The organism is Amycolatopsis sp. NPDC003861, assembly GCF_053605405.1.
This window is the reverse complement of the sequence record NZ_JBSGJD010000177.1, coordinates 1-20,743: the sequence shown is the minus strand read 5'-3', so window position 1 is coordinate 20,743 and position 20,743 is coordinate 1. Positions and strand designations below refer to the sequence as shown.

21 protein-coding genes and 2 pseudogenes are annotated in these 20,743 nt (G+C 74.4%); 8 read left to right on the top strand and 15 right to left on the bottom strand.

Going from position 1 to position 20,743, the window contains the following annotated elements; genetic code table 11:
- The coding region (locus ACWEVN_RS33425) for a cytochrome b N-terminal domain-containing protein (protein WP_452053921.1) at positions 1-479 on the bottom strand (479 nt) is incomplete at its 3' end.
- A 184-nt stretch (positions 480-663) separates the two neighbouring features.
- Here ACWEVN_RS33425 and ACWEVN_RS33420 point away from each other — a divergent pair.
- Together ACWEVN_RS33420 and ACWEVN_RS33415 are read left to right on the top strand one after the other, a co-directional pair.
- Complete coding sequence (locus tag ACWEVN_RS33420) at positions 664-2,067, top strand: TIGR01777 family oxidoreductase (protein WP_452053920.1); 1,404 nt, start codon at positions 664-666, stop codon at positions 2,065-2,067.
- Positions 2,064-2,543: a TspO/MBR family protein gene (locus ACWEVN_RS33415; RefSeq protein WP_452053919.1), complete on the top strand. Its 480-nt coding sequence runs from the start codon at positions 2,064-2,066 to the stop codon at positions 2,541-2,543. The genes ACWEVN_RS33420 and ACWEVN_RS33415 overlap by 4 nt, the downstream gene beginning before the upstream one ends.
- Before the next feature lie 13 nt (positions 2,544-2,556).
- On the opposite strand, the gene ACWEVN_RS33410 is transcribed toward ACWEVN_RS33415, so the two are convergent.
- From ACWEVN_RS33410 to ACWEVN_RS33400, 3 genes are all read right to left on the bottom strand, one after another.
- Positions 2,557-3,435 (bottom strand): fumarylacetoacetate hydrolase family protein, encoded by an 879-nt coding sequence (locus ACWEVN_RS33410; protein WP_449680837.1) that lies wholly within the window; start codon positions 3,433-3,435, stop codon positions 2,557-2,559.
- Between the two features lie 282 nt (positions 3,436-3,717).
- The gene (locus ACWEVN_RS33405) at positions 3,718-4,428 is read right to left on the bottom strand and encodes an ABC transporter ATP-binding protein (RefSeq protein ID WP_452053918.1); all 711 of its coding nucleotides are present in this window, start codon (positions 4,426-4,428) and stop codon (positions 3,718-3,720) included.
- 2 nt (positions 4,429-4,430) lie between these two features.
- On the bottom strand, positions 4,431-5,234 hold the full coding sequence (locus tag ACWEVN_RS33400; RefSeq protein ID WP_449680835.1) for an ABC transporter permease: 804 nt from the start codon (positions 5,232-5,234) through the stop codon (positions 4,431-4,433).
- A gap of 138 nt (positions 5,235-5,372) precedes the next feature.
- Between ACWEVN_RS33400 and ACWEVN_RS33395 the strand changes: the two genes are divergently transcribed.
- Positions 5,373-8,105, top strand: coding sequence for a lantibiotic dehydratase (locus ACWEVN_RS33395; RefSeq protein WP_452053917.1), 2,733 nt, complete (start codon positions 5,373-5,375; stop codon positions 8,103-8,105).
- Positions 8,095-9,147 (top strand): lanthionine synthetase LanC family protein, encoded by a 1,053-nt coding sequence (locus tag ACWEVN_RS33390; protein ID WP_452053916.1) that lies wholly within the window; start codon positions 8,095-8,097, stop codon positions 9,145-9,147. Before ACWEVN_RS33395 ends, ACWEVN_RS33390 begins: the two co-directional genes overlap by 11 nt.
- Here ACWEVN_RS33390 and ACWEVN_RS33385 read toward each other — a convergent pair whose 3' ends face one another.
- From ACWEVN_RS33385 to ACWEVN_RS33335, 11 genes are all read right to left on the bottom strand, one after another.
- On the bottom strand, positions 9,148-9,297 hold the full coding sequence (locus tag ACWEVN_RS33385) for a hypothetical protein (protein ID WP_452053915.1): 150 nt from the start codon (positions 9,295-9,297) through the stop codon (positions 9,148-9,150).
- Positions 9,294-10,346: a nucleotidyltransferase domain-containing protein gene (locus ACWEVN_RS33380; protein WP_452053914.1), complete on the bottom strand. Its 1,053-nt coding sequence runs from the start codon at positions 10,344-10,346 to the stop codon at positions 9,294-9,296. The genes ACWEVN_RS33385 and ACWEVN_RS33380 overlap by 4 nt, the downstream gene beginning before the upstream one ends.
- A complete protein-coding gene (locus tag ACWEVN_RS33375; RefSeq protein ID WP_452053913.1) occupies positions 10,343-11,149 on the bottom strand; it encodes a hypothetical protein in 807 nt (268 codons plus the stop codon). The genes ACWEVN_RS33380 and ACWEVN_RS33375 overlap by 4 nt, the downstream gene beginning before the upstream one ends.
- An 80-nt stretch (positions 11,150-11,229) precedes the next feature.
- The gene (locus ACWEVN_RS33370) at positions 11,230-12,231 is read right to left on the bottom strand and encodes a YdcF family protein (RefSeq protein ID WP_452053912.1); all 1,002 of its coding nucleotides are present in this window, start codon (positions 12,229-12,231) and stop codon (positions 11,230-11,232) included.
- A gap of 132 nt (positions 12,232-12,363) precedes the next feature.
- Positions 12,364-13,002, bottom strand: a complete 639-nt coding sequence (locus tag ACWEVN_RS33365) for a hypothetical protein (RefSeq protein WP_452053911.1) — start codon at positions 13,000-13,002, stop codon at positions 12,364-12,366.
- A 236-nt stretch (positions 13,003-13,238) separates the two neighbouring features.
- Positions 13,239-13,616 carry a DUF2511 domain-containing protein gene (locus ACWEVN_RS33360; protein WP_449680827.1) on the bottom strand — a complete coding sequence of 126 codons (378 nt, stop codon included), beginning with the start codon at positions 13,614-13,616 and terminating at the stop codon, positions 13,239-13,241.
- Positions 13,617-13,627: 11 nt separating this feature from the next.
- A complete protein-coding gene (locus ACWEVN_RS33355) occupies positions 13,628-14,497 on the bottom strand; it encodes an ABC transporter ATP-binding protein (protein ID WP_449680826.1) in 870 nt (289 codons plus the stop codon).
- Positions 14,494-15,318: a hypothetical protein gene (locus ACWEVN_RS33350; protein ID WP_449680825.1), complete on the bottom strand. Its 825-nt coding sequence runs from the start codon at positions 15,316-15,318 to the stop codon at positions 14,494-14,496. The genes ACWEVN_RS33355 and ACWEVN_RS33350 overlap by 4 nt, the downstream gene beginning before the upstream one ends.
- Positions 15,315-15,911: a hypothetical protein gene (locus ACWEVN_RS33345; RefSeq protein ID WP_452053910.1), complete on the bottom strand. Its 597-nt coding sequence runs from the start codon at positions 15,909-15,911 to the stop codon at positions 15,315-15,317. The genes ACWEVN_RS33350 and ACWEVN_RS33345 overlap by 4 nt, the downstream gene beginning before the upstream one ends.
- 32 nt (positions 15,912-15,943) lie before the next feature.
- Positions 15,944-16,834, bottom strand: coding sequence for a hypothetical protein (locus ACWEVN_RS33340; RefSeq protein ID WP_452053909.1), 891 nt, complete (start codon positions 16,832-16,834; stop codon positions 15,944-15,946).
- Positions 16,831-17,364 (bottom strand): RNA polymerase sigma factor, encoded by a 534-nt coding sequence (locus ACWEVN_RS33335; protein ID WP_452053908.1) that lies wholly within the window; start codon positions 17,362-17,364, stop codon positions 16,831-16,833. Before ACWEVN_RS33335 ends, ACWEVN_RS33340 begins: the two co-directional genes overlap by 4 nt.
- Positions 17,365-17,620: 256 nt before the next feature.
- Between ACWEVN_RS33335 and ACWEVN_RS33330 the strand changes: the two genes are divergently transcribed.
- From ACWEVN_RS33330 to ACWEVN_RS33315, 4 genes and pseudogenes are all read left to right on the top strand, one after another.
- Positions 17,621-17,794: a gallidermin/nisin family lantibiotic gene (locus ACWEVN_RS33330; RefSeq protein WP_449680821.1), complete on the top strand. Its 174-nt coding sequence runs from the start codon at positions 17,621-17,623 to the stop codon at positions 17,792-17,794.
- A gap of 90 nt (positions 17,795-17,884) precedes the next feature.
- A pseudogene (locus ACWEVN_RS33325) lies at positions 17,885-19,711 on the top strand (lantibiotic dehydratase family protein); the annotation flags it as partial.
- Between the two features lie 41 nt (positions 19,712-19,752).
- Positions 19,753-20,019 (top strand): annotated as a pseudogene (locus ACWEVN_RS33320) (RNA polymerase sigma factor); the annotation flags it as partial.
- Positions 20,016-20,743, top strand: a 728-nt coding sequence (locus ACWEVN_RS33315) for a hypothetical protein (protein WP_452053907.1), incomplete at its 3' end; no start/stop codon positions are given. The pseudogene ACWEVN_RS33320 and the gene ACWEVN_RS33315, both read left to right, overlap by 4 nt.

Genomic DNA, 20,743 nt, shown 5'->3' with positions numbered 1-20,743 from the left:
CCCAGGATCAGCAGCAGGCCACCGATCACCCAGTTCGCCTCACGCGGCCGCCGGAACGCCCCGGTGAAGAAGATCCGCAGCATGTGCACGGCCATCGACGCCACGAAGATCAACGCCGCCCAGTGGTGCAGCTGCCGCATGAACAGGCCACCACGGACGTCGAAGGAAATGTCCAGCGTCGTGCGGAACGCCTGCGACATCTCCAGGCCCTGCATGTTCTGGAAACTGCCGTGGTAGACGACCTCCTGCATCGAGGGGTCGAAGAACAGCGTCAGGTACACCCCGGTCAGCAACAGGATGATGAAGCTGTACAGCGCGATCTCGCCCAGCAGGAACGACCAGTGGGTCGGGAACACCTTGTTCATCTGGTGCCGCAGGCCCTTGGCCAGGTGATACCGCTGGTCGGCGTTGTTCGCGGCCTCGCCCAGCGCCTTCTCCACCGGGCTCGACCCCTTGGTCGGCGTGGTGAGTGAACTCATCGGCGCCCCGCTCCTCCCGGTCTGTCCCCTGCTTCCGACCGTGACACCGGGAGATCGATACCGCAACGACAGCTCGTCGTTTGCATCGACTGTGAATCGCTCATCGGCCGTTCGAAGTGCCGGACCGCGGCAGGAATCGTAGGCTCGTCGAAACAGCGCATCTTTTGTGCATCGGGAGGTGGCCTTGGCCAGGGTCTTTCGCTCGGTCGTCCGGTCGGCGGTCGAGGAGGTCTTCGCCTGGCATGCCCGGCCGGGGGCGATCACGCGGCTCACCCCGCCGTGGCAACCGGTGCGCGTCGGCGCGGAGGCGCCCTCCCTGCGTGACGGCACGGCCAGGCTGCTCCTGCCCGGCCGCGTGCCGTGGGTCGCGGCGCACGAAGCGGACGGCTACCGGCCGCCGCACCAGTTCGTGGACCGGCTCGCCTGCCCCGTGCTGCGGTGGCGCCACACGCACCGCTTCGACGCCGACGGCCCCGGCCGGACGGAGGTCACCGACCACGTCGACACCCCGGTGCCCGAAGCGTTCCTGCGCTCGATGTTCGCCTACCGGCACCGCCAGCTGGCCGCCGATCTGGCCGCTCACCGGCGTTACCGGCACGACCCGCTGACGGTCGCGGTGACCGGCGCGAGCGGTCTCGTCGGGACGGCGCTGACCGCGCTGCTGACCACCGGGGGCCACCGGGTCGTCCGGCTGGTGCGGCGGCCCGCCGAATCCCCCGGCGAGCGGACGTGGCAGCCGGAGGCACCCGCGGCCGACCTGCTCGCCGGCGTCGACGCGGTCGTGCACCTGGCCGGCGCCTCGGTCGCCGGCCGGTTCGACGAGAGCCACCGGCGGGCCGTGCGGGAGAGCCGGATCGAGCCGACGCGGGCGCTCGCGGAGCTGGCCGCGCGCACCGCCGGCGGCCCGGCGGTGTTCGTCTCGGCGTCCGCGGTCGGCTACTACGGGCCGGACCGCGGCGACGCGGTCCTCACGGAGGAAAGCGAGCGCGGGCAAGGGTTCTTGGCCGACGTCGTCGCCGGCTGGGAGGCGGCCACCGAACCGGCGTCGGCGGCCGGGCTGCGCGTGGTCCGGGTCCGCACCGGCCTGGTGCTGAGCCCGCGCGGCGGCCTGCTGCGGCTGCAGTACCCGCTGTTCGCCGCCGGGCTGGGCGGCCCGCTCGGCACGGGGCGGCAGTGGATGCCGTGGATCGGGATCGACGACCTGACCGACGTCTACCTGCGGGCACTGACCGACTCCGTCCTCAGTGGACCGGTGAACGCGGTGAGCCCGCACCCGGTGCGCAACGCGGAGTACACGCACACGCTGGGAACCGTGCTCAGGCGGCCGACGCTGCTCAAGGTGCCGCCGATCGGCCCCCGGCTGCTGCTGGGCGAGGACGGCGCCCGCGAGCTCGCGTTCGCCGACCAGCGCGTGACACCCCACCGGCTGACCGAGGCCGGCCACGAGTTCCGCCACCCCCGCCTCGCCGATGCGCTCGGCCACCTGCTCGGCACCGCGACCATGCCCACGTCCGGCTCCGCCCCCTCGCCCGCCTCCCCCTCGCCCGCCTCGCCCTCGCCCGCCTCGCCCGCAGGAGAACCGGTATGACGACGCTGCCCCGGCCCACCCCCGCCCCGCTGGCCCTGGCCGGCTTCCTCGCGGCGGTGACCGCCGTCGCCGTCGTCGGCAGCCTCGCCGCGACCCGGTCACGCGCTGTCTACAGTGGACTCGCCCAGCCGCCCTGGGCGCCCCCGTCCTGGCTGTTCGGTCCCGTGTGGACGGTGCTGTACCTGCTGATCGCCGTGTCCGGCTGGCTGTTCTGGCGAGCCGGCGGCACCCGCCGGGAATTCCGCTGGTACGCGGCCGGGCTGGTGCTGAACGCGGCGTGGACCCCGCTGTTCTTCGCCGCCGGCGCGTACACCCTGGCCCTGGTGGAGATCGTCGTCCTCGACGTCGTCATCGCCGGAACCCTCGTGGTGTTCCGGCGCCGCTCGAAGGCGGCCGCCGCGCTCCAGCTGCCCTACCTGGCGTGGACCCTGTTCGCCACCGCCCTCAACGCGGCGATCGTCGTCCTGAACCCGTAGCTCGTCGTCCGCCTCACCTGGTGGCCGCGAGCACGCGGCGCACCTCGTCCGCGCCCAGCACCACGGGGGAACGCAGCGATCCGACCTCGCCGATCTCGATCTCGACGACGTCGTCCGGGCGCAGCCCGAGGTCGAGGCCCGGCACGACGGACGTGCCCGTCGAGAGCACCGCGCCGTCGGGGAAGTCGTTGTCACGCCACAGGTACTCGACCAGTTCAGCCGGTTCGCGGTTCAGCTGCGAGGTATTGGCTTCGCCGGCGAACACCTCGCGGCCGTCGCGCAGGATGCGCATGCGGAGGTCGAGGGACAGCGGGTCCGGCACCTCCCACACCGGCCGGACCCGCGCCGACACCGCGCACGAACCGGTGTAGATCTTGGCCTGCGGCAGGTACAGCGGGTTCTCGCCTTCGATGCTGCGGGAGCTGACGTCGTCGACCACCAGGTACCCGGCGGTCTCGCCGCCGCTGGTCAGCAGCAGGCCGAGTTCCGGCTCGGGGACGTTGTTGGCGGAGTCGGCGCGGACGGCGATCGGCTCGCCGTCGGTGACCACCCGCCAGGCCGCCGACTTGAAGAACAACTCGGGCCGCTTCGCGCGGTACACCCGGGCGTAGACGTCCTCGTCGGCGCTTTCCTCGCGGCGCGCCTCCTCGGACCGCAGGTAGGTCACCCCGGCCGCCCACACCTCCATCCGCCCGTCCAGCGGCGGCAGCAGGCGCACCCCGGCCACGGGCACCGGCTCCCCCGCGGCCTCGGCCAGCTCGCGGATCTCCGCCACGGGGCGGCGCAGCAGGTCACTCATCGACGCCACCGCGAGCGGCCGCAGCTGCTCCTCGGTGAGCAGGCCGACGCGGATCTCACCGGTTCCGCCGGCGAATCGCACCAGGTGGCTCATCGCACCTCCTCGTCCGGGGTCGAACCTACGGAGTGCGGAGCGCGGCGGTCAATGAGTGCCCGGACGGCTGTCCGGCCACCGCGAGGAACCGGCCACTCCGGCGCTGCGCCGGGGCGTGGCCACCGCGCCGCGGGCCGGATCGGCGAGCGTCGGGACGAGCCCCTGCTCGGGCTGGTCGAGACGCTGCCGTGCGGTCCGGAGAACAGCAGGGCGGGCTGGACGGGCCCGTTGCGTTGTGGGGGAGCAACGCAACGGGCCCTGGCGGGAGGGTGCAGCCAAGCCTCAGCGGACGCCGCCTCCGACGCTCTCGATGATGCGGAAGAAGCCCGCCTCCAGGTCGCCGTCGAGGGCGAGGCCGCCGACTTCGCCCTCGTAGCGCGTGCGCCCGGCGACGAGGACGCCCACGCGGTCGCAGATCTGCGCGATCTCGGACAGCTGGTGGCTGGAGATCATGATGGTGACCCCCGCGCCGGACAACGACCGGATCAGCGCGCGCATCTCGCGGATGCCGATCGGGTCGAGGCCGTTGGTCGGCTCGTCGAGCACGATGAAGCGCGGGCGCACGAGCAGCGCGATCGCGATGCCGAGCCGCCAGCGCATGCCCAGGGAGTACTGGGAAACCCGGCGCTCGCGCACCCCGGTCAGCTGGACCTGGTCCAGGACCGCGCCGATCCAGTCTTCGGAGACCCCGCGCAGCCTGGCGTGGATGCGCAGGTGCTCCCGGGCGTTCAGGTGCGGCCACAGCCCGGGTGCCTCGACCAGCGCGCCGACCTCGGTGAGCAGGCGCCGGTCGTACGGGCGGCCGAACAGCCGGATCTCGCCGCTGGTCGGCCGCTGCAGGCCGAGCACGGTCTTCATCAGCGTGGTCTTGCCGGCGCCGTTGGGTCCGAGCAGCCCGTAGACCTCCCCTTGGCGGACCCGCAGGTCGGCGCCGTCGAGGGCCCGGTGGGCGCCGTAGTGCTTGTGCAGCGCGGAAATCTCGAGAGCGAACACGATCAGACCTCCTTGCGGCTCAGGTGCCGGCAGCCCACCAGCAGCAGCACGGCCAGCAACGCCACCGACAACCCGACGGCCACCGGGATCACCCCGGTGTCGGCCAGCGGGCTGCCCGGGGGCAGCGCGATGCCGTTGGGACTGATGCCGGCCACCGGCAGGATCACCCGCATGGGCCAGGCGACCGGGATGGCGAACCAGAACACCTTGTCCGCGGTCAGCGCGCCGGCGAGCAGCCCGGCGACGCCGACGGTGATGCCGGGGCCGAGCCCCCACAGCACGGTGAACAGCAGGGCCAGCGCGGTGGTGGCCAGCCCGGCCAGCCACGGGAGGTACGCCGCCGCGGCGATCGTGCCCGCCACGGCACCCAGCTGGCCGTTCAGCACCGCCCCGCCGGCCAGGACCACCAGCAGCACGGTGCTCGACACCAGGCTCAGCACGGCGAGCGCGCCGAACTTGCCGAGGAAGTACTGGCGGCGCGGCACCGCGTAGGACAGCAGCAGCCGCCAGGCGTCACTGTCCGCGCGGACCGCGAGCGTGGCGGTGAGGCCGGCGCTCATCGGCACCAGCGCGCCCCAGAACTCCAGCGTCACCCGGCTGAACACCCCCCACGTCCGGCCGGAGCCGCCTTCGTCGGAGAACAGCGAGCCGAGGTAGAGCGGCACGGCGATCGCGATCGGCGCCAGGATCGTGTACCAGGGCAGGAATCCCCGCCGCATGCGCGCCAGTTCGGTGCCCACGACCGTCCACAGTGCCGGATGGTCCCGCAGTGCCGGTTTCCCGAGCGCGTCCGCGCCGGATGTCATCGCTTCTCCACTTCGCCGTTTTCGTTGACACCTGGTGGGTAGCGCCGAACGCGGCAGCGGTTCACGGCGATTCCGGCAACTGCCACGAACACTGCCAACCGGGGCCTCTCCACCCGGGCGCGTGGCAAGGTCGGTGCGGTGGACTACCAGGTGGAACCGGTCGCCATGGTGCGCGCACCGCTGCTTCCGGCCGGCGCGTACCCCACGGAACCCGGCGCACTCGGCCGGGCGATGGCCGATCCGCGGTTCCGGGAGGCGCTCTGGATCGCCAGCCCCTCCCTGGCCTCCGACGCGGACACCCTGTTCCGGGCGGGCGGCACGCTGCCGCCGAAGCGCCGCCGCGCGGTCGTCCGCGCGCTGACCCGCTACCTGATCCGGGCCACCTGCCGCCCGACGCCGTTCGGGGCGTTCGCCGGGGTGGGCCTGGCCCGGTGGGGCGGCAAGCTCGACGTCCGGCTGGGGGCGCCGCGGCGGACCGCGCGGCTGGACCACGGCGCCGTGCTGCGGCTGGCCGAGACCTTCGAGCGGGACGACCGGGTGCTGGCCGAGGTGCCCGTCGTCGCCGATTGCGCGATCCGCCGCCGCGGCGACCGGATCGTCTTGCCGCGTGCGGACGCCGACCTCTCGCTGCGGTGCACCGCCCCGGTCGCCCGCGTGCTGGCGACGGCCGCGACGCCGGTCCCGTTCCGGACGCTGTGGGACGACCTGGCCCGCGCCCACCCGGGTGTCGCCCCGGCGAAACTGCGCGAGTTCCTCACCTCGCTGGTGGCCCAGGGCGTGCTGCAGACGACGTTGCGGCCGCCGACGACGGCGCTCGACCCGCTGGCCCACCTCTGTGCGGTCCTGCCCGCGGCGCACCGCCCGGCGGACCTCGCCGGCGCGCTCGACCGCTACCGCGCGTCTCGCCTGGGCGAAGGCGTGGAGCCGTTGCGGGAGCTCTACGGACTGCTCGGCGTGCGCGCCCGGCAGCACCACGTCCAGGTCGACCTCGGCTGGGAGGTGGCCGGGACGCTGCCCGCCGACCTCGGCGACGAGCTGCGAGTCGCGCTGAGGGCCGCGTTCCGGTTGTGCCCGGCCTTTCCCGACCCGCTGGCGGACTACGCGAAGGCGTTCGAGCGGCGCTACGGCGACCAGGCGGTCCCGCTGCCGGATCTCCTGGACGGCTCCGGCGGTCTCGGGCCGCCTGCCGGGTACACCCGGCCGGCCCCGCCGGGCGACCGGAGAACCGCGCCGGTCGTCCCGGAGAGCGTGCCGTTCCTGCGGGCCAAGGTGCACCGGGCGCTCCGGGACCACGAGAGCGAAGTGGTGCTGACCGAGGCGGAGGTCGCCGCGCTGGCCGACCCCGACGGCCTGCCACCCCCGTCGGCCGACCTGTTCGTGGCCGTGGCCGCCCGGGCCGGTGACTGGCTGGCCGTGCTGACCCCGGTGAACGGGGTGACCCCCGGCGGTCGCACGTTCGGGCGGTTCACCCAGGTGGACGCCGGTTTCGCGGAACCGGTCCGCGCGCTGGCCGCCCACGAGCGGGCCGCGTCGCCCGGCGTGCTGTTCGCCGATCTCGGCTACGCGCACCCCGACGGCCACCTGACCAATGTCGCCCTGGGCGCCGGCGGCCACCCGCACCGCGTCTCGGCCGGGGGCGCCCCCGGCGACCTGTCACCGGCCGACCTGCTGGTCGAGGTGCGGGACGGACGGCTGCGCCTGCGGTCCGCCCGCGACGGACGGCGAGTGCTGCTGCGCACGGCCAACCTGCTCACCCCGGCGACCGCGCCGAACGCGGTGCGGTTCGCCAGCGAGGTCTCGGAGCAGGGGTACTGGCGGTTCGGCGAGATCTGGGGCGATCTGGCGCACTTGCCGTACCTGCCGCGGCTGCGCATCGGCCGCGTCGTGCTCCAGCCGGCGCGCTGGCTGCTGCCGGACACCGATTTCGCCGCCTGGCGCCGGGCGTGGCCGGTCCCCCGCCACGTCCACGCCGGAGTCGCCGACCACCGGCTGCTGCTGGACCTCGACCAGCCGGACCACCTGGCCGAGCTGGCGGCCCAGCGGGCCCGGGGCGCCTGGTACGTGGAGGAGGCCCTGCCCGCACCGGAGGAAGCCGCCTGCCAGGACGACGCGGGGCGGCCGCACCACCTGGAGGTCGTGGTCTCCCTGCGTACGGTGGCACCCGCACGGGTTCCGGCGGGCGATCCACCCGTCCCGCTGGCGCCGCTGCGCCACCCGGGCGAGGACGACCGCTGGTACTTCGCGCTCCGCGCCCCGGTGTCCCACCAGGACGAGGTGATCCGCGCGGTCGCCGCGGTGGTCGGCGAGTCGTGGTGGTTCAAGCGGACCGAGGATCCCGAGCCCGGACTGGGCGTCCTGCTGCACGCTCCGGATCCGGCCCCGCTCGTGCGCGAACTGGCCGTCCTGGCCCGCCGCGGCCTGGTCGCCGGGTACGCGCTGACGGAGTACCGGGCCACCGGCGACGAAGACCTCAAGATCGCCGACAGCCGCTCGCTGCTGGCGGCGGGGCTCCCGCGCGAGGAGCGCTGCGCGTTCACGGCGGACGTCACGTTGCGCGCGCTCGGCTTCACGACGGCGGAACTCGCTGAGATCTACGCGTCGGTGTGCCCCGGCGATGTGGCGAGCCGTCGCCGGCTCCATCGCGAAGCGCACCAACGGCGTTCCCGCCTGCGCGCGCTGCTCGCCGGCTCCGATGCCGGGTTGCGCGCTTGGGCTTCGACTGCGGAAGCTCGGTTCGCGGGGTTGCGCAAGCCGGACGGCCGGGCGTTCCTCGTCGACCACGCCCGCCGGTCCGGACTGTCCGGAGTGGACATCGCCGCGCTCGGCCACGGCCTGCGGGAGGTCACCGGCAGGGGCCCGGATGCACGGTGACGACCTCGGGCGCTCCCTGCTCGCCTCGCTGGCCGGGGCGCGAACCACCGGGCGGCCCGCGAGCATGGCCGACGGCCAGGTCGGGCTCGCCGTGGCACTGGCCGAACTGGCCGCGGCCGAACCGGATGCGGGCTGGGATCGGCACGCCCATGCCCACCTGCGCGCGGCGGTCGAACACCCACCCGCCGGCTCGTCGCTGTTCGGCGGCCTTGCCGGGCTTTCCTTTGCGCTGCAGCTGCTCTCGCGTGACGGGACGAGGTACCGCGGCGCCCTGCGGGATGTCGACCGGTTGCTCGCCGAGCGGCTCGATCTCGGCCGGCCCGGTTCCGTGCCGCCGCACCGCTACGACCTGATCAGCGGGCTTACCGGGGTGGCCGCCGCGTGGCTCGACCGGACCGGCTCACCCCTGCGGCGGCGGCTGCTGACCTGGGTCGTGGCCTGGAGCCGCCGTCCCTTCGCGGGACCGGTCGACCTCGGGATGGCGCACGGCGTCGCCGGGCCGCTCGCGCTGCTGTCCCTCGCGCCCGACCCGCCGCCCGGTGCCGCGGACGCCGCCGCGGCTCTCGTCGGCCGGCTCCGGGCCGGTGTCGTCGCGGACGACTTCGGGTCCGATGTGGACCATAGGCTTCCGGTCAGCGGGGTCCGGCTCTCACCCGGCTGGTGTTACGGCGGTGCCGGGGTCGCCCGGGCGCTGCAGCTGGCCGGCACCGCTTTCGCCGTCCCGGAATGGCAGGCGCTCGCCCTCGACCTGGCGCGGTCGGCGGCGCGGCGCCCGGGGCGCCCGGGCTGGGAATGGACCCTCTGCCACGGCCGGGCGGGGCTGCTGCACCTGCTCGACCGGATCCACCGCGACCTGCCCGGGCCCGACCCGCTGCTCAGCGCCCGGATCGCCGAGCTGCGCATCGAAGTAGCCGCCCGGTTCACGGCGAACCCGCCAACGGCCAAAGGGTTCCTGCGCGGTACCGCCGGCGTCGGGCTGGTGCTGCACGGCCTGGCCCCGGCGGTACCTCAGCGCTGGGCGCGCCTGCTCCTCACCGGGTGATCAGGGGCAGAACACCGTCGGCCGGACCGTCGGGCAGCCGGGGGTGCACAGGATGTGCGTCCCGTCCACCAGGGGCTCGGTTTCCGTCCGGTGTTCTTCGACGTGCACGTCCAGGTCGAACAGTTCGTCCTCGGGCACTGCCGTGGTCATCGGTGCTCTCCTCCCACTCGGATGTCCGCCCGGCGTTCCGCGACGCCGAGCTCCAGCCACCTCTCCACCTCGCCGGCCAGCGGGCCGGTCCGGTGGCCCAGCGAATCGAGTTCGCCGAGCACTTCGCCGGCGGGCCGGCCGTCGAGCAGGGCCCACAGCGCGGCCGCCGGCTCGGACAGCGCGCAGCCCGAACGCGGTCCGGTGACGCCGATCCCGCCGCGGTACCGCACGAGCGAAAAGTACGGGCTGCGCACCGGGCCGGCGCCGTGCAGCACGCAGCGCGGCAGTCCCGCGGCGACGTCTTCGGCCCCGTTGAGGACGGCGCGGGCGTTGAGGTGCCCGGCCAGCCAGAGCCGGCGGCGCACGAGCCGGCGGCCGGCCGCGGGATCGGCCTCCGGCAGGCCGAACGCCTCGCGGTGGTCCAGCACCCAGGCCAGGCCGGGCTGCCGCGCCAGCCGGCGGAACAGGAACTTCGGGGCGAAGTAGAGGTCGTCGAGCACGACCAGGGCCGCTTCGGCGGCGTTGCGCACGGCCTCTTCCGACGCGCACAGCGCCGTCAGCAGGTCTTCGGAGCGGAGCGCGCCCACCGCGTCTTCGGTGAGATTTCCCGCCCGCACCGAGAAAAGGGCGAGCAGCACGCGGCGCAGGAGCGTCCGGTCGAGCCGGTCCAGCAGCGCGCGTCCGGGCCCGGTCACCCGCACCGGCTCCCCCAGCACCAGCCGCACCACCGGCTTCCACCGGCTCGGCTCGTCGGCGGACAGGGCGTGCCGGTCGGTCGGATCGGCCGCGGCGGCCGCGAGTTCGGCCGCGTACTGCGCGATCCGCGGGGGCTCGACGACGGTGACGTCCAGGTCGGCGGCGGCCGCGACCCAGGCGGGCAGCTCGACCGGTTCCGCCGCGAGCACCAGGACGTCCAGGTCGGAGTGGACGTTGCCGAGACCGGCGGCCTGGCTGCCGGTCAGCACCACGGCGAGCGGCACCCCGGCCGGCAGGTCGTCGCACAACCGGTTCACCCGGTCCCGCTCCTCGCGGGTGAAGCCGCCGGTCACGCCGGCACTTCCTCGGCGAACCCGAGCCCGCGCAGCCCGGCGAGAACCGCCTCGACCGCCTCCGGGAGCGACCGCGACGACACCGTCAGCCAGCCGTGTTCCCGCGCGGCGGCGGCGTACCGCTCCTGCGCCCGCCGTTGGAACCGGACGAACGTCGGGCCGGGTTCGGCGCCGGTCAGACCGTAGTGCTCGACGAAGCCGAACGTCCCGTTCTTCCGGCGGCGGGCCTCTTCCGGGTCACCGGTGAGGAAGACGCCGAGGGACGGTTCGGCCCACCGGCCGAGCAACCGGCCGAGTTCCGCGCCGACCGGGTCGGGCCGGCCCGCGGTTTCGGCTTCGGCGAGCAGCAGGGCCTTGGTCGCGATCTTCAGGCCGTGCCCGTCCTGGATCACCACCTCGCCCCGGGCCAGCGCCGGCTCGACGACCAGGTCCCGGGCCAGCAGCTGCGCGGCGGTTTCGAGGAGCGCGGCCGCGAGCAGCGGCCGCGGCCGGTTCCCGGTCACCCGCACCGCGTCGAGTTCCCCTACCCGACCGACACCTTCGGCGCCGAAGTAGTCCGAGTCCTTGGCGGGCAACCGGTCGAGGGCGTCCGTCCCCGCGTAGAGACACCGGATGAGCGTGCCGTAGAGCCCGCCGAGCAGCCGGGCGCCGGGACCGGATTCGGCCGAGCGCAGGAAATCCTGCCACGACACCACGGAGACCTCGCGCCCTTCGGCGCGCAGCCGCCGGGCGAGGGCGGCGGCCAGCGTGGACTTGCCGATGCCGTCCATTCCGAGCAACGAAATGTCGAATCCCCTGGGCACGATCCCGACAGTACGCGCTCGTCCGGCGCCTCCGGCGGCGTCGCGGAAGGCTGGCAGGGTCTGCCAATCCGGCCGCCGGATCAGCGTTGCGCGAGGAGGACCAGGAGGGGCGGCAGCACGGCCAGCACGAGCACCGCCGCCAGGTTCGTGCGTCGGTACTGCGCGAGCAGCGCGGCGAACTCGCGCAGGAAGGCGCTGGGCACGAAGTAGGACGCGGTCCGCGCGCCGACGACGTTCAGCCGCAGCCCGAGCCGCCGGGACAGCACCGCCGTGCGGAACACGTGGTAGTTGTTGGTGACGGCCAGCACGGCACCGGCGCGGTCGTGCGCGGCGAGCACGGCGACGCTGTAGCGGAGGTTCTGCTCCGTCGTGGTGGCCTGGTCCTCCAGCAGGATCCGTTCCGCGGGCACGCCGGCCGCGCGGAGGTAGGCACTCATCGCCGCGGCCTCCGAAACCGTCTCGCCGGGCCCCTGCCCGCCCGAGACGACGATCACCGCGTCCGGTGCGGCCGCCCCGCGCAGGCATTCGGCGGCCCGGTCGAGGCGGCTCGCCAGCAGCGGTGGCACGCGATCCCCGAGCAGCCCCGAGCCGAGCACGATGATCGCGTCCGCTCGCACCCGGCGGCCGATCCGGCCGTACAGCGCGGAATACGCGAGCAGCGCCACGAACAGGAAAGCGAAGTAGCCGGCGACGAGCACCAGCGAAAGCGCGGCCGCCACGACCCACGGCCCGGCCCCGGCCGCGACGGCGACCGCGGCGAGCGTGAAGACGCCGAGCAGCGCGATCCCCGCCAGCAGGGACAGCAGGTTGGCGACGCTGTGGCGCTCGCGACGCCACATCACCACGCCGTTCGCCAGCAGCGCCCACGGCAGCACGAGCACGGCGAGGGCCGCGAGCGCGGCCACGATCACGAAGACGACGGTCTGCGGCCAGCCGGCCCCGGACAGCCTGCCGAGCAGCCAGAAGCCGCCCAGGACGACGGCGATGCCGAGCCAGATGGCATTTCCCAGGCGCCGGGGTTCCCGGCGCACCCGGAAACCGAAAACGAGCACGGCCGCCGCCGCGGCGATTCCCAGAACCATGATCCTCCGTCGACGTGGGCAGGCGATCATTATGCCCGTGCGCGCCGATCCGCCGCCGAGGAGGTGCGGCCGGGAATGGCCGGGAAATTCCCGGAGACCTTTTCTCCGGTCCCGCCGGAACCGCCGCGCCCGTCAGATCCGGATGGAGCGGGGACCGACCAGCATCGCTTTCCGGTCGGTCATGCGGGACCTCAGTTCGGACCGCCCGGAGACCCCCAGCTGCTCGTACAACCGCCGGAGCCGGCGGTACATGGACCGCTCCGAGCAGTAGAACTGCTGCGCGATCGACGAGATGCTGCTGGTGCCGCACAGCATCCGCATCAGCCGGCCGGCCTCCTCGGGGTCGAGGGTTTCCGCCTCCCCCGGCTCGCCCGGGGCCACCGGGGGCTCGGCGAGCTGCAGCCGCGCGGCCGGCCGGACGGCTCCGTCGCAGGCGGCGAAGACCGCACCGATCTGCTTGTCGGCCGGGAGCCGGATGTTCAGGACGCCGCTGGCGCCGTTGTCGATGGCGCGGAACGTCTGGTGCCCGTCGAGGTCGTTGACGACGGCGATGATCGGCCGCAGGCAGTGCCCGCGCCGCAGGGACCGCACGACGGCGACGTCCGGCTCGCTCGCCGCGGGCACCAGCACCGGTGTCCCGTCGGGCGGCAGCACCGCCAATACCGCGGGCTCGACGAATTCGAGCCGGATACCGGCCGCCCACCAGCCGTCACGATGGACATCCAGCGTGGGAGACAATCCGGAGTGCGCTTTGACCACCAGTTCGCGCAACGGATCCACCACAGGCCCCCATCCTGTTAGGCGTCAACCAAACCACCGTCCAACATAGCACTTCGTGTTCGCACTCCAAGTGGCATCCGAGTGAACCGGTACACGCTTTCACAATTGCGGATCTTTTCTACGGGCACGCCGGGAAGGACCGGTTCGCCGCGCAGCAGCCGTTTCCGCGCGACGGACCGTCCTAACTGGACCGACTGTGGTGGCCGGTGACCGGGAACCGTCGTGGTTCAGCCCTTTCCGCACAAGCCGAGGCCGGTGCTCAACAGGGCGCCCAGGCTCACCTGGCCGCCTTGGCTGCCTTCCTTGCGCAGCGCGCCGATTCCCGGCACACCGGCCTCTTCGGCCTTGTCGTTGAGCGCGTAGGCTTTCCCGTCCGCGCCGACGAACACGACCTGGTCGGCCCCGCGGCATTCGAGGGTGCCCCGGTCGACGGTCAACGGCCACAGGTAGCCGAAGTTGGCCTGGGTCACCGGTTGCCGGTTCGAGGTGGGCGGCGGGAGCGGGACGGCGGTGGTCGACTCGGGATCGCGCGCACCCGCGCCGCACGCGGTGAGGACGAGGACCGAAGCGAGCACGCCGGCGGAACACCGGCCGAAACGGGACATGAACGGCGACCTCATGATTTCGTCGGTTCGAGGGATTGCAGGAGGGCGACGTAGCCGTCCTCGAGGGTGGGCGCCACGAGTTCCGCACCCGGAGGCGGGGTGCCGACGAGGCGGTACACGGTGCCGGCCGGACCGGACACCGCGTTCACCACGGTGCCGCCGGACGGTGGTTTTTCGCTCTGCAACTGAAAAGTCCGGTCCGTGGCCGCGTCGGTCAGGCCGGCGGTCGTGCCGTGGTAGCGGACGCGGCCCCGGTCGAGCACGCAGACGCGGGGACAGGTCTGGGCCACGTCGTCGAGGATGTGCGTGGAGAGGATCATGATCCGATCGCCGCCGAGACCCGCCAGCAACGCCCGGAACCGCATGCGTTCCTGCGGGTCGAGCCCGGCGGTCGGTTCGTCGACGATGACCAGCCGCGGATCCCCGAGCAGGGCCTGGGCGATCCCGAGCCGGCGCTTCATGCCGCCGGAGAACCCGCCGATCCGGCGGTCGCGGTGTTCGTCGAGCCCGACCTGGCCGAGGAGGTCGTCGACCTGCGCGTGCCGGACGCCCTTGTCGTCGACCCCCTTCAGCAGGGCGAGGTAGTCGAGGAACTCCCGCGCGGTGAGGTCCGGGTAGAGCGCCAGTTCCTGGGGCAGGTAGCCGAGCATGCGCTTCACCGCCGTCCGGCCCGCCGACGTCGCCAGGTCGTGTTCGCCGACCAGGACCCGGCCCGACGTCGGGCGCAGGATGCCGGTGAGGACGCGCATCAGCGTGGTCTTGCCGGCGCCGTTGGGGCCGAGCAGGCCGGTCATCCCCTCGCCGATCCGCAGGTCCACCCCCGCCAGCGCGGTCTGCCCGCGGCGGTAGACCTTGCCGAGGTCCTCGATCACGATGTTCACCGGGTCGCTCCGTCCTGGGTGAGGTGGCCGTCGGCCCGCCAAACCGTCAGCAGCCTGGCCGCGAAGAAGAACACCGCCGCCGAGGTGAGCACCAGCACGACGTTGAGCACGGCCGCGCCGGAGCCGGGTGCCGGGCTCAGCACGCCGTCCAGCCCGCGGCCGGCCCAGATCCGGCGCGCGCCGAGCCACGCGACGGCCGGGTAACCCCCGAGCGGCGAAAGCACGGTGCCGGTCGGCGAGGGCACGGGCACGAACGACGGGGACAGCTGGGTGGCCCAGAACCAGAGCGCCACCACCAGCACCCGGGCGACGACGACGGGCATCAGCAGCCCGAGCAGGCCGGCGAACGTGGTCATCGCCAGTGCGGCGGGCAGCAGCACGGTGAGCACGCCGAGCACCGCGTGCGCCAGGGGCGCCCCGCTCCCCGACCGGACGCTCACCGCGGCACCGATCAGGACGACGACGGCGGCCACCGGCACGAGCGCCACCGCCAGCGCGCCGGCGAGCACGCCGGCCAGCCGCGTGGTCCCGCCGCCGGGCGTGGTGTCCAGGACTTCGGCGAGGCCGGGCCTGCTGTGCTGGCTGAGCCGCCCGGCGAGGGCGACGCCGAGGCCGGCGGTGGCGAAGGTGTTGACGACGAGCACGGTGGTGCCGATCCGGCCGGCCGGATCACCCTGCCCGGCGACCGCGGGCGACGACAGGGCCAGCAGGACGGCCAGTGCGGTGAGCGGCAGCAGCGCCAGCCACAGGACACGGCCGCGCGCGGCCATGCGCGCCTCGTAGCGGATCGAACCCTGCACCGCGCACCACATCGCGGTCATTCCCGGCCCCCTTGGAGCAGCCCCCGGCCGTCGGCCAGGAGGCGCGCCGCCGGAACGGCGACCGCGACGGCCACCACGAGCAAGGCGACGATCCGGACCACCGGGGCCGCGAACACCCGCTCGAACACGAAGAGCTCGGCGAACCACGCCGTCAGCACCACCGTGGACGCACCGGCCACCGAGCGCATCCGGGCCACGGACCAGGTGCCGACCGCGGCGAGCAGGACGCTGAAGGCGCCCACCGTCCCGAACCGGGTGACCGCGCCCGGGTCCGGCAGGAGGGCGGCCGCGAGGGCCAGCGCCCCCAGCGCCGTGGCCGCGCCCAGCAGGGCGAGCCGGCGGGCGAACGTCGTGCGCAGCGGGGTCGGGAGGCTCAGGTGGAGCTCGGCCGCGCGTTCCCCGCCGGCGATCGCGGCGGCCCCCAGGCCGGTGACCAGCGGGGGAACGGCCTGGGCGACCCAGGTGCCGGTGAACCCGGCGCCGCGCAGGCCCAGCCCGGTGCCGAGCACGACGGCGGCCAGCAGCGGCGGTGCGGCCAGGACGTGGCGCCCGGCCCGCTTCACCTCGTACCGCCACAGGTCTGCGTTGTGCATGCCCGGTACGTAGCGGGCAGCGACCGGGAGGTTCACGCGAGTTCCCGCCGGCCTTCCGGCAGCCGCAGCCGGCGGGCGGCCAGCACGAACAGCAGCAGCACGAGCGCGAGCGTCCAGGGGGTCGTGCCCCAGATCTGCGAGGCCACCGCGCCGACGCGCTCGGCGAGGCCGCCCCGCGCGAGGGTCGTCAGCGAGCCGAGGCACCACGCGGCCACCCCGGCCGCCGCCCCCACACCCGACGACCACCGGACCGCGCCGGCGACGGCGATGGCCGAGGCGAGGAGCGACTGCCCCAGCCAGCCGGTGACCAGGTCGAACACCCCGCCGCCGATGCCCGCGGCGTGCACGGCGACCGAGCCGGCCAGCGCGAGCAGCAGGTCGGCGGTCAGCACCAGCACCAGCCGGGCGGTGAACACCGTGACCGGGGACGTGGGGACCGCGAACAGCAGCTCCCCCCGCGGATCGCCGCGGCGGGACACGGTGGCGAGCGAGCCGAGCAGCGCGACCAGGACGACCGCGGCCGCGAAGTACCGGGATGCCAGCAGGGCGTCCGGGGTGATCAGCGCGATCACCACGGCCGCGGCGAGACCGCCGACGCTGAGCGGCAGCAGCGAACGCGGCATCAGCCGCAGCTGCCACCGGACCAGCAACCCGGTCGTGCGCCAGGACCGCGGGTGCTCGGCCGGCCGCGGCACCGGCTGTGACATCGGCTGTGACATCGGCGGCGACACCGGCCGCAATTGCGGCAGCAGCACGTCGAACGCGGGCGGGCGGGCGTCCGGGGCCAGCGCGGCCGCGGCCTCGCGGGTGGCCGCGGCGAGGCCCCGCCAGGAGTCCCAGCGCAGGTGGCAGGCGGCGCACGTGGCGAGGTGGCCGTCCGGCCGCGCGGCCCCGCGCAGTTCTTCGTCGGTGAGGTGGCTCATGGTGTGCTCCTGCGGACCGGTGACGGGCTGAGCCGGGCGCCCAGCTGCCGCCGTGCGTGCGACATCCTGCTTTTGACGGTGCCGACCGGGATGCCCACCGCGGCCGCCACTTCCGGGTAGGACAAATCTTCGACGAGCACCAGTACGAGCACCTCGCGCAGGTGCTCCGGCAGTTCGGTGACCGCCGCGGCGAGCGCCGACCGCTCCGCGCCGGCCAGCACCCGGTCTTCGACGCCGGGAGCGGCGTCCGGGACCGCGGCGGCCTCGTCGAGGTCGACCTCCACCACCGACGCGCGCCGCAGGCGGTTGTGCGCCTGGCGGCGGGCGACGCCGTACAGCCATCCCCGCACCGACGATTCGGCGCGGAAGCTGCCCGCCGACTGCCACACTGCCAGCCAGGTCTCCTGCAGGATCTCCTCGGCGACCCCGGCGTCGGACGTCAAGCGGCGCAGCAGGCGGAACATCCCGCCGCTGTGCCGTTCGTAGAGGTGGCGAAGAGCACGCTGGTCGCCGCCTGCGACGGAGGACATGAGCTGCTCATCCGACCACACGTAGACATGTGTAGCAGCTGGCCGTCCCGCGGTTCACGACTCACACGATCGGGTGAGCCGCCACCCCGGCTGCCCGACCGCCTCGTGACTGCCAGTTGTCCCGCCCGGCCTTGAGGCCGGTGTCCGCCTTCTGCGTTTGCTTGACGTGACGGGCCCCGGCCAAGGAGGTCCGTCCCCCAGGGGAAATCTCGCCCGGTGCGCGGACCCGCGCGCCGGTTCCGACCAAGGAGGAACCATGCCGACTATCGAGACCACCGCTCCGGCGATCGGCGACGTCGACCTGTTCGACCTCGACCTGGAGGTCGGCGTCGAGAAGATGAGCGTCACGCCGGCGATCACGAGCATCTCGCTGTGCACCCCCGGCTGCACCAGCCCGGGCGGCGGCAGCAACTGCAGCTTCTGCTGCTGATCCCACCGGCGCCGGGCCGGGGACGCCCGGCCCGGCGCCGCCGGCGCTCGCCGGCTCGTCCGACCAGTCCGTCCGCACGGGGGGAACCCGATGGATCCGCTGTTCCGCGCCTGGCCCGCCTTCCTGGTCCGGTCGCCGTTGCTCGCCGAAGCCCCGCGGGCCACCGCGGACACCCACGCCGGCATCGTGGCGGCCGCGGCCGCCGACCCGCTGCTGACCGAGGCGATCGAGCTCGCCAGCCCCAGCCTGGCCGCCGTGCTCGCCCGCGTCGCCGGCGGCGGAACGGCGGGCCTGAAACCGAAACAGCTCCGCCGCGCCGCCCTGTCCGTGCTGCGGTACGACATCCGGATGCGCACGCGGCCGACGCCGTTCGGGCTGTTCGCCGGCGTCTCCTGCGGTGAGTTCGGCTTCCCGGTCCTGCGCCGCGGGACCGCCCACCGGCACCGCACCCACGTCGACATGAGCTGGCTGCTGCGGATCGTGCACCGCGCCGAAGCGGACCCGGACGTGCTGTCCGGGCTGCGCGTGCGCGCCCACCAGGCGCTGACCGGCCGCGGTGACCGCGTGCTCCTGGAGACGCCGTCCGGGCTGGGTGCCGCGCCCGGGCAGACCACCCGGACGATCGTGTCCGCGCGCCGCTCGCCCGTGGTTTCGGCCGCGCTGCGGGAGGCCGCCGCGCCGATCCCGGCCGCCGAGCTCGTCAGCCGGCTCGCCCGCCGGTTCTCCGACGGCGCCGAGGCGCCGGTGTGGCAGCTCGTGCGCGTGCTCGTCGAGCAGGAGCTGCTGCTCACGGACCTGCGGCCGCCGCTGGACGGCACCGATCCGCTGAACCACGTGCTCGACCGGCTGCCGGACGGCGACCTGCGCGCCCGGCTGCAGGAGCTCGACCGGCTGCGCGGGAAGTACGACACCCTCACCCCCGGCGAAGGCGGCACCGAACTCACCGGGCTGCTCGCCGCGGCCGGGCAGATCGAGGACTTCGAGACGCCGCTGCACGTCGACACGCGCGTCGACCTGCAACTCGGGCTGTCCGACGAGGTCCGCACCGAGGTCGAGCGGGCCGCCGAAGTGCTGTGGCGGCTGTCCCCGCCCCGGCTGGGCATGCGCCCGCTGCGCGGGTTCCACGGCCGCTTCCTCGAGCGCTACGGCGCCGACCGCCTGGTCCCGGTGCTCGAACTGCTCGACGCGACCCGCTCGCTGGGCGCCCCGGCCGGGTACGAGTGGCCGGAAAGCGAAGCCGCCCCCGAGGAACCGCGGGAGCCGTCGAGCACCCGGCGCGACCGCTTGATCAGCGAGCTGGCGATGGGGGCGCTGCGGTCGGGCTCCCGCGAAGCCGTCCTCACCGACGATCTCGTCCGCGAACTCGCGTACGACGAAGCGGACCCGGCCGACCTGCCCAACTCGTGCGAGCTCTACGTCCACGTCGTCGACCAGGCCGGCGGCGGCTTCCGGGTGGTCGTCTCCCCCAGCCCCGGCTCGCACCACGCGGGCGCGACGGCCGGCCGCTTCCACGACCTGCTGCCCGAGTGGCGCGACGGGGCCCAGCCGGTGCACGTCGACGGCGCGGTGCGCACCGACATCGCGTTCATGCCGCGCTCGGGCCGGGCCGCCAACCTCGCCCACACCCGGCCGGGCACCGGGCGCCGGATCACCGCCGGCCTGCCGGACGCGCCGGGCACCGAGGAGATCCCGCTCGGCGAGGTCGCGGTCGGCGCCACCTTGGAACGGCTCTACGCGGTGCACGTCCCCACCGGGCGCGAGCTGGTGCCGGTGCTGGCGAACATGGTGAGCCCGGCCGTGCAGGCCCCGAACGCGATCCGCCTGCTGTTCGAGCTCGGGCTGGAGGGGCAGCGGCTGTGGGAACCGTGGAACTGGGGCCCGATGGCGAACGCGCCGTTCCTCCCCCGGATCCGCTACCGCCGCACGATCCTGGCGCCGGCGACCTGGCGGCTGGACGGGTCCTCGACGACCTCGGCCCGCCCGAACCCGACCCCGCGACCGCCTACGACGAGCGGGACGCCATGCTCGGCCTGCTCGCCACGCTGCCCCGCAAGCAGCGCGCGGCCGTCGTGCTGCGGTACTACGAGAACTACTCCGACGCCGAGATCGCCGCCGTCCTGCGCTGCGGCGCGTCGACCGTGCGCAGCCAGATCTCGCGCGCCCTGACCACCCTGCGCCAAGCCGGGTTGAAGCACACCGCCGTCACCACCGGAGCCCCCGAATGACCCGCAGCGACCACGACACCGAGACGCTGATCCGGGACAGCCTCGACCGCCTCGCCGCCCGCGCCCCGGACGGCCACGCGGTGCGCGACGCGCTCGCCCGCGCCGGGCGGAAGCGGCGGCCGGCGACCCGGCTGGCCCTGGTCGCCGCCGCCGTGGTCGTGGTGGTCGTCGGCGTCATCTCCGGCACGCAGCTGCTGACCCGGCCGGACCTGGCGCCGGCCGCGAGCCGGCCGGTGCTCGGCTACGGCCCGGAGTGGCTGCCGGACGGCTTCACCGAGCAGTACCGCGAAGGCGGCCCCGGGCTCACCCCGCAGGTCCGGCAGTGGACGGCCGGCTTCGCCAAGGTCACGCTGACGGCGTACCCCACCGCCGACCCCGAGTGGTCGCAGACGGCGCTGCGGATCGCGTCCATCAAGGACCAGGTCCTGGTGCACGGCCGGGTCGCCATGCTCACCGGCTCCCGCGGCACCGCGGAGCTCACCTGGCTGGCCGACGAGCAGCACGTGCTGGTCGTGCAGGTCCTCGGGATCCCGGACGCCGGCGCGATCGCCCAGCGGGTCGCCGGCTCGGTCGCCACCGACCCGGTCGGCGTCCGCGGCGAGCTGCGGTTCGGCCCGCTGCCGGCCGGGCTGGCCGAACGTTCGACCGTGGTGAAGGGCACCGGCCCCGGTGACGCGGGTACCGAGCTGACCGCGGCGACCGACGGCCGGGCCGGGTCGGCCGC

Coding starts and splice junctions, on each gene's coding strand:
- ACWEVN_RS33350 (WP_449680825.1), bottom strand. CDS start 15,318: ATGACCGCGATGTGGTGCGCGGTGCAGGGTTCGATCCGCTACGAGGCG.
- ACWEVN_RS33335 (WP_452053908.1), bottom strand. CDS start 17,364: ATGTCCTCCGTCGCAGGCGGCGACCAGCGTGCTCTTCGCCACCTCTAC.
- ACWEVN_RS33410 (WP_449680837.1), bottom strand. CDS start 3,435: ATGAGCCACCTGGTGCGATTCGCCGGCGGAACCGGTGAGATCCGCGTC.
- ACWEVN_RS33370 (WP_452053912.1), bottom strand. CDS start 12,231: ATGGTTCTGGGAATCGCCGCGGCGGCGGCCGTGCTCGTTTTCGGTTTC.
- ACWEVN_RS33340 (WP_452053909.1), bottom strand. CDS start 16,834: ATGAGCCACCTCACCGACGAAGAACTGCGCGGGGCCGCGCGGCCGGAC.
- ACWEVN_RS33330 (WP_449680821.1), top strand. CDS start 17,621: ATGCCGACTATCGAGACCACCGCTCCGGCGATCGGCGACGTCGACCTG.
- ACWEVN_RS33345 (WP_452053910.1), bottom strand. CDS start 15,911: ATGCACAACGCAGACCTGTGGCGGTACGAGGTGAAGCGGGCCGGGCGC.
- ACWEVN_RS33385 (WP_452053915.1), bottom strand. CDS start 9,297: ATGACCACGGCAGTGCCCGAGGACGAACTGTTCGACCTGGACGTGCAC.
- ACWEVN_RS33390 (WP_452053916.1), top strand. CDS start 8,095: ATGCACGGTGACGACCTCGGGCGCTCCCTGCTCGCCTCGCTGGCCGGG.
- ACWEVN_RS33400 (WP_449680835.1), bottom strand. CDS start 5,234: ATGACATCCGGCGCGGACGCGCTCGGGAAACCGGCACTGCGGGACCAT.
- ACWEVN_RS33415 (WP_452053919.1), top strand. CDS start 2,064: ATGACGACGCTGCCCCGGCCCACCCCCGCCCCGCTGGCCCTGGCCGGC.
- ACWEVN_RS33360 (WP_449680827.1), bottom strand. CDS start 13,616: ATGTCCCGTTTCGGCCGGTGTTCCGCCGGCGTGCTCGCTTCGGTCCTC.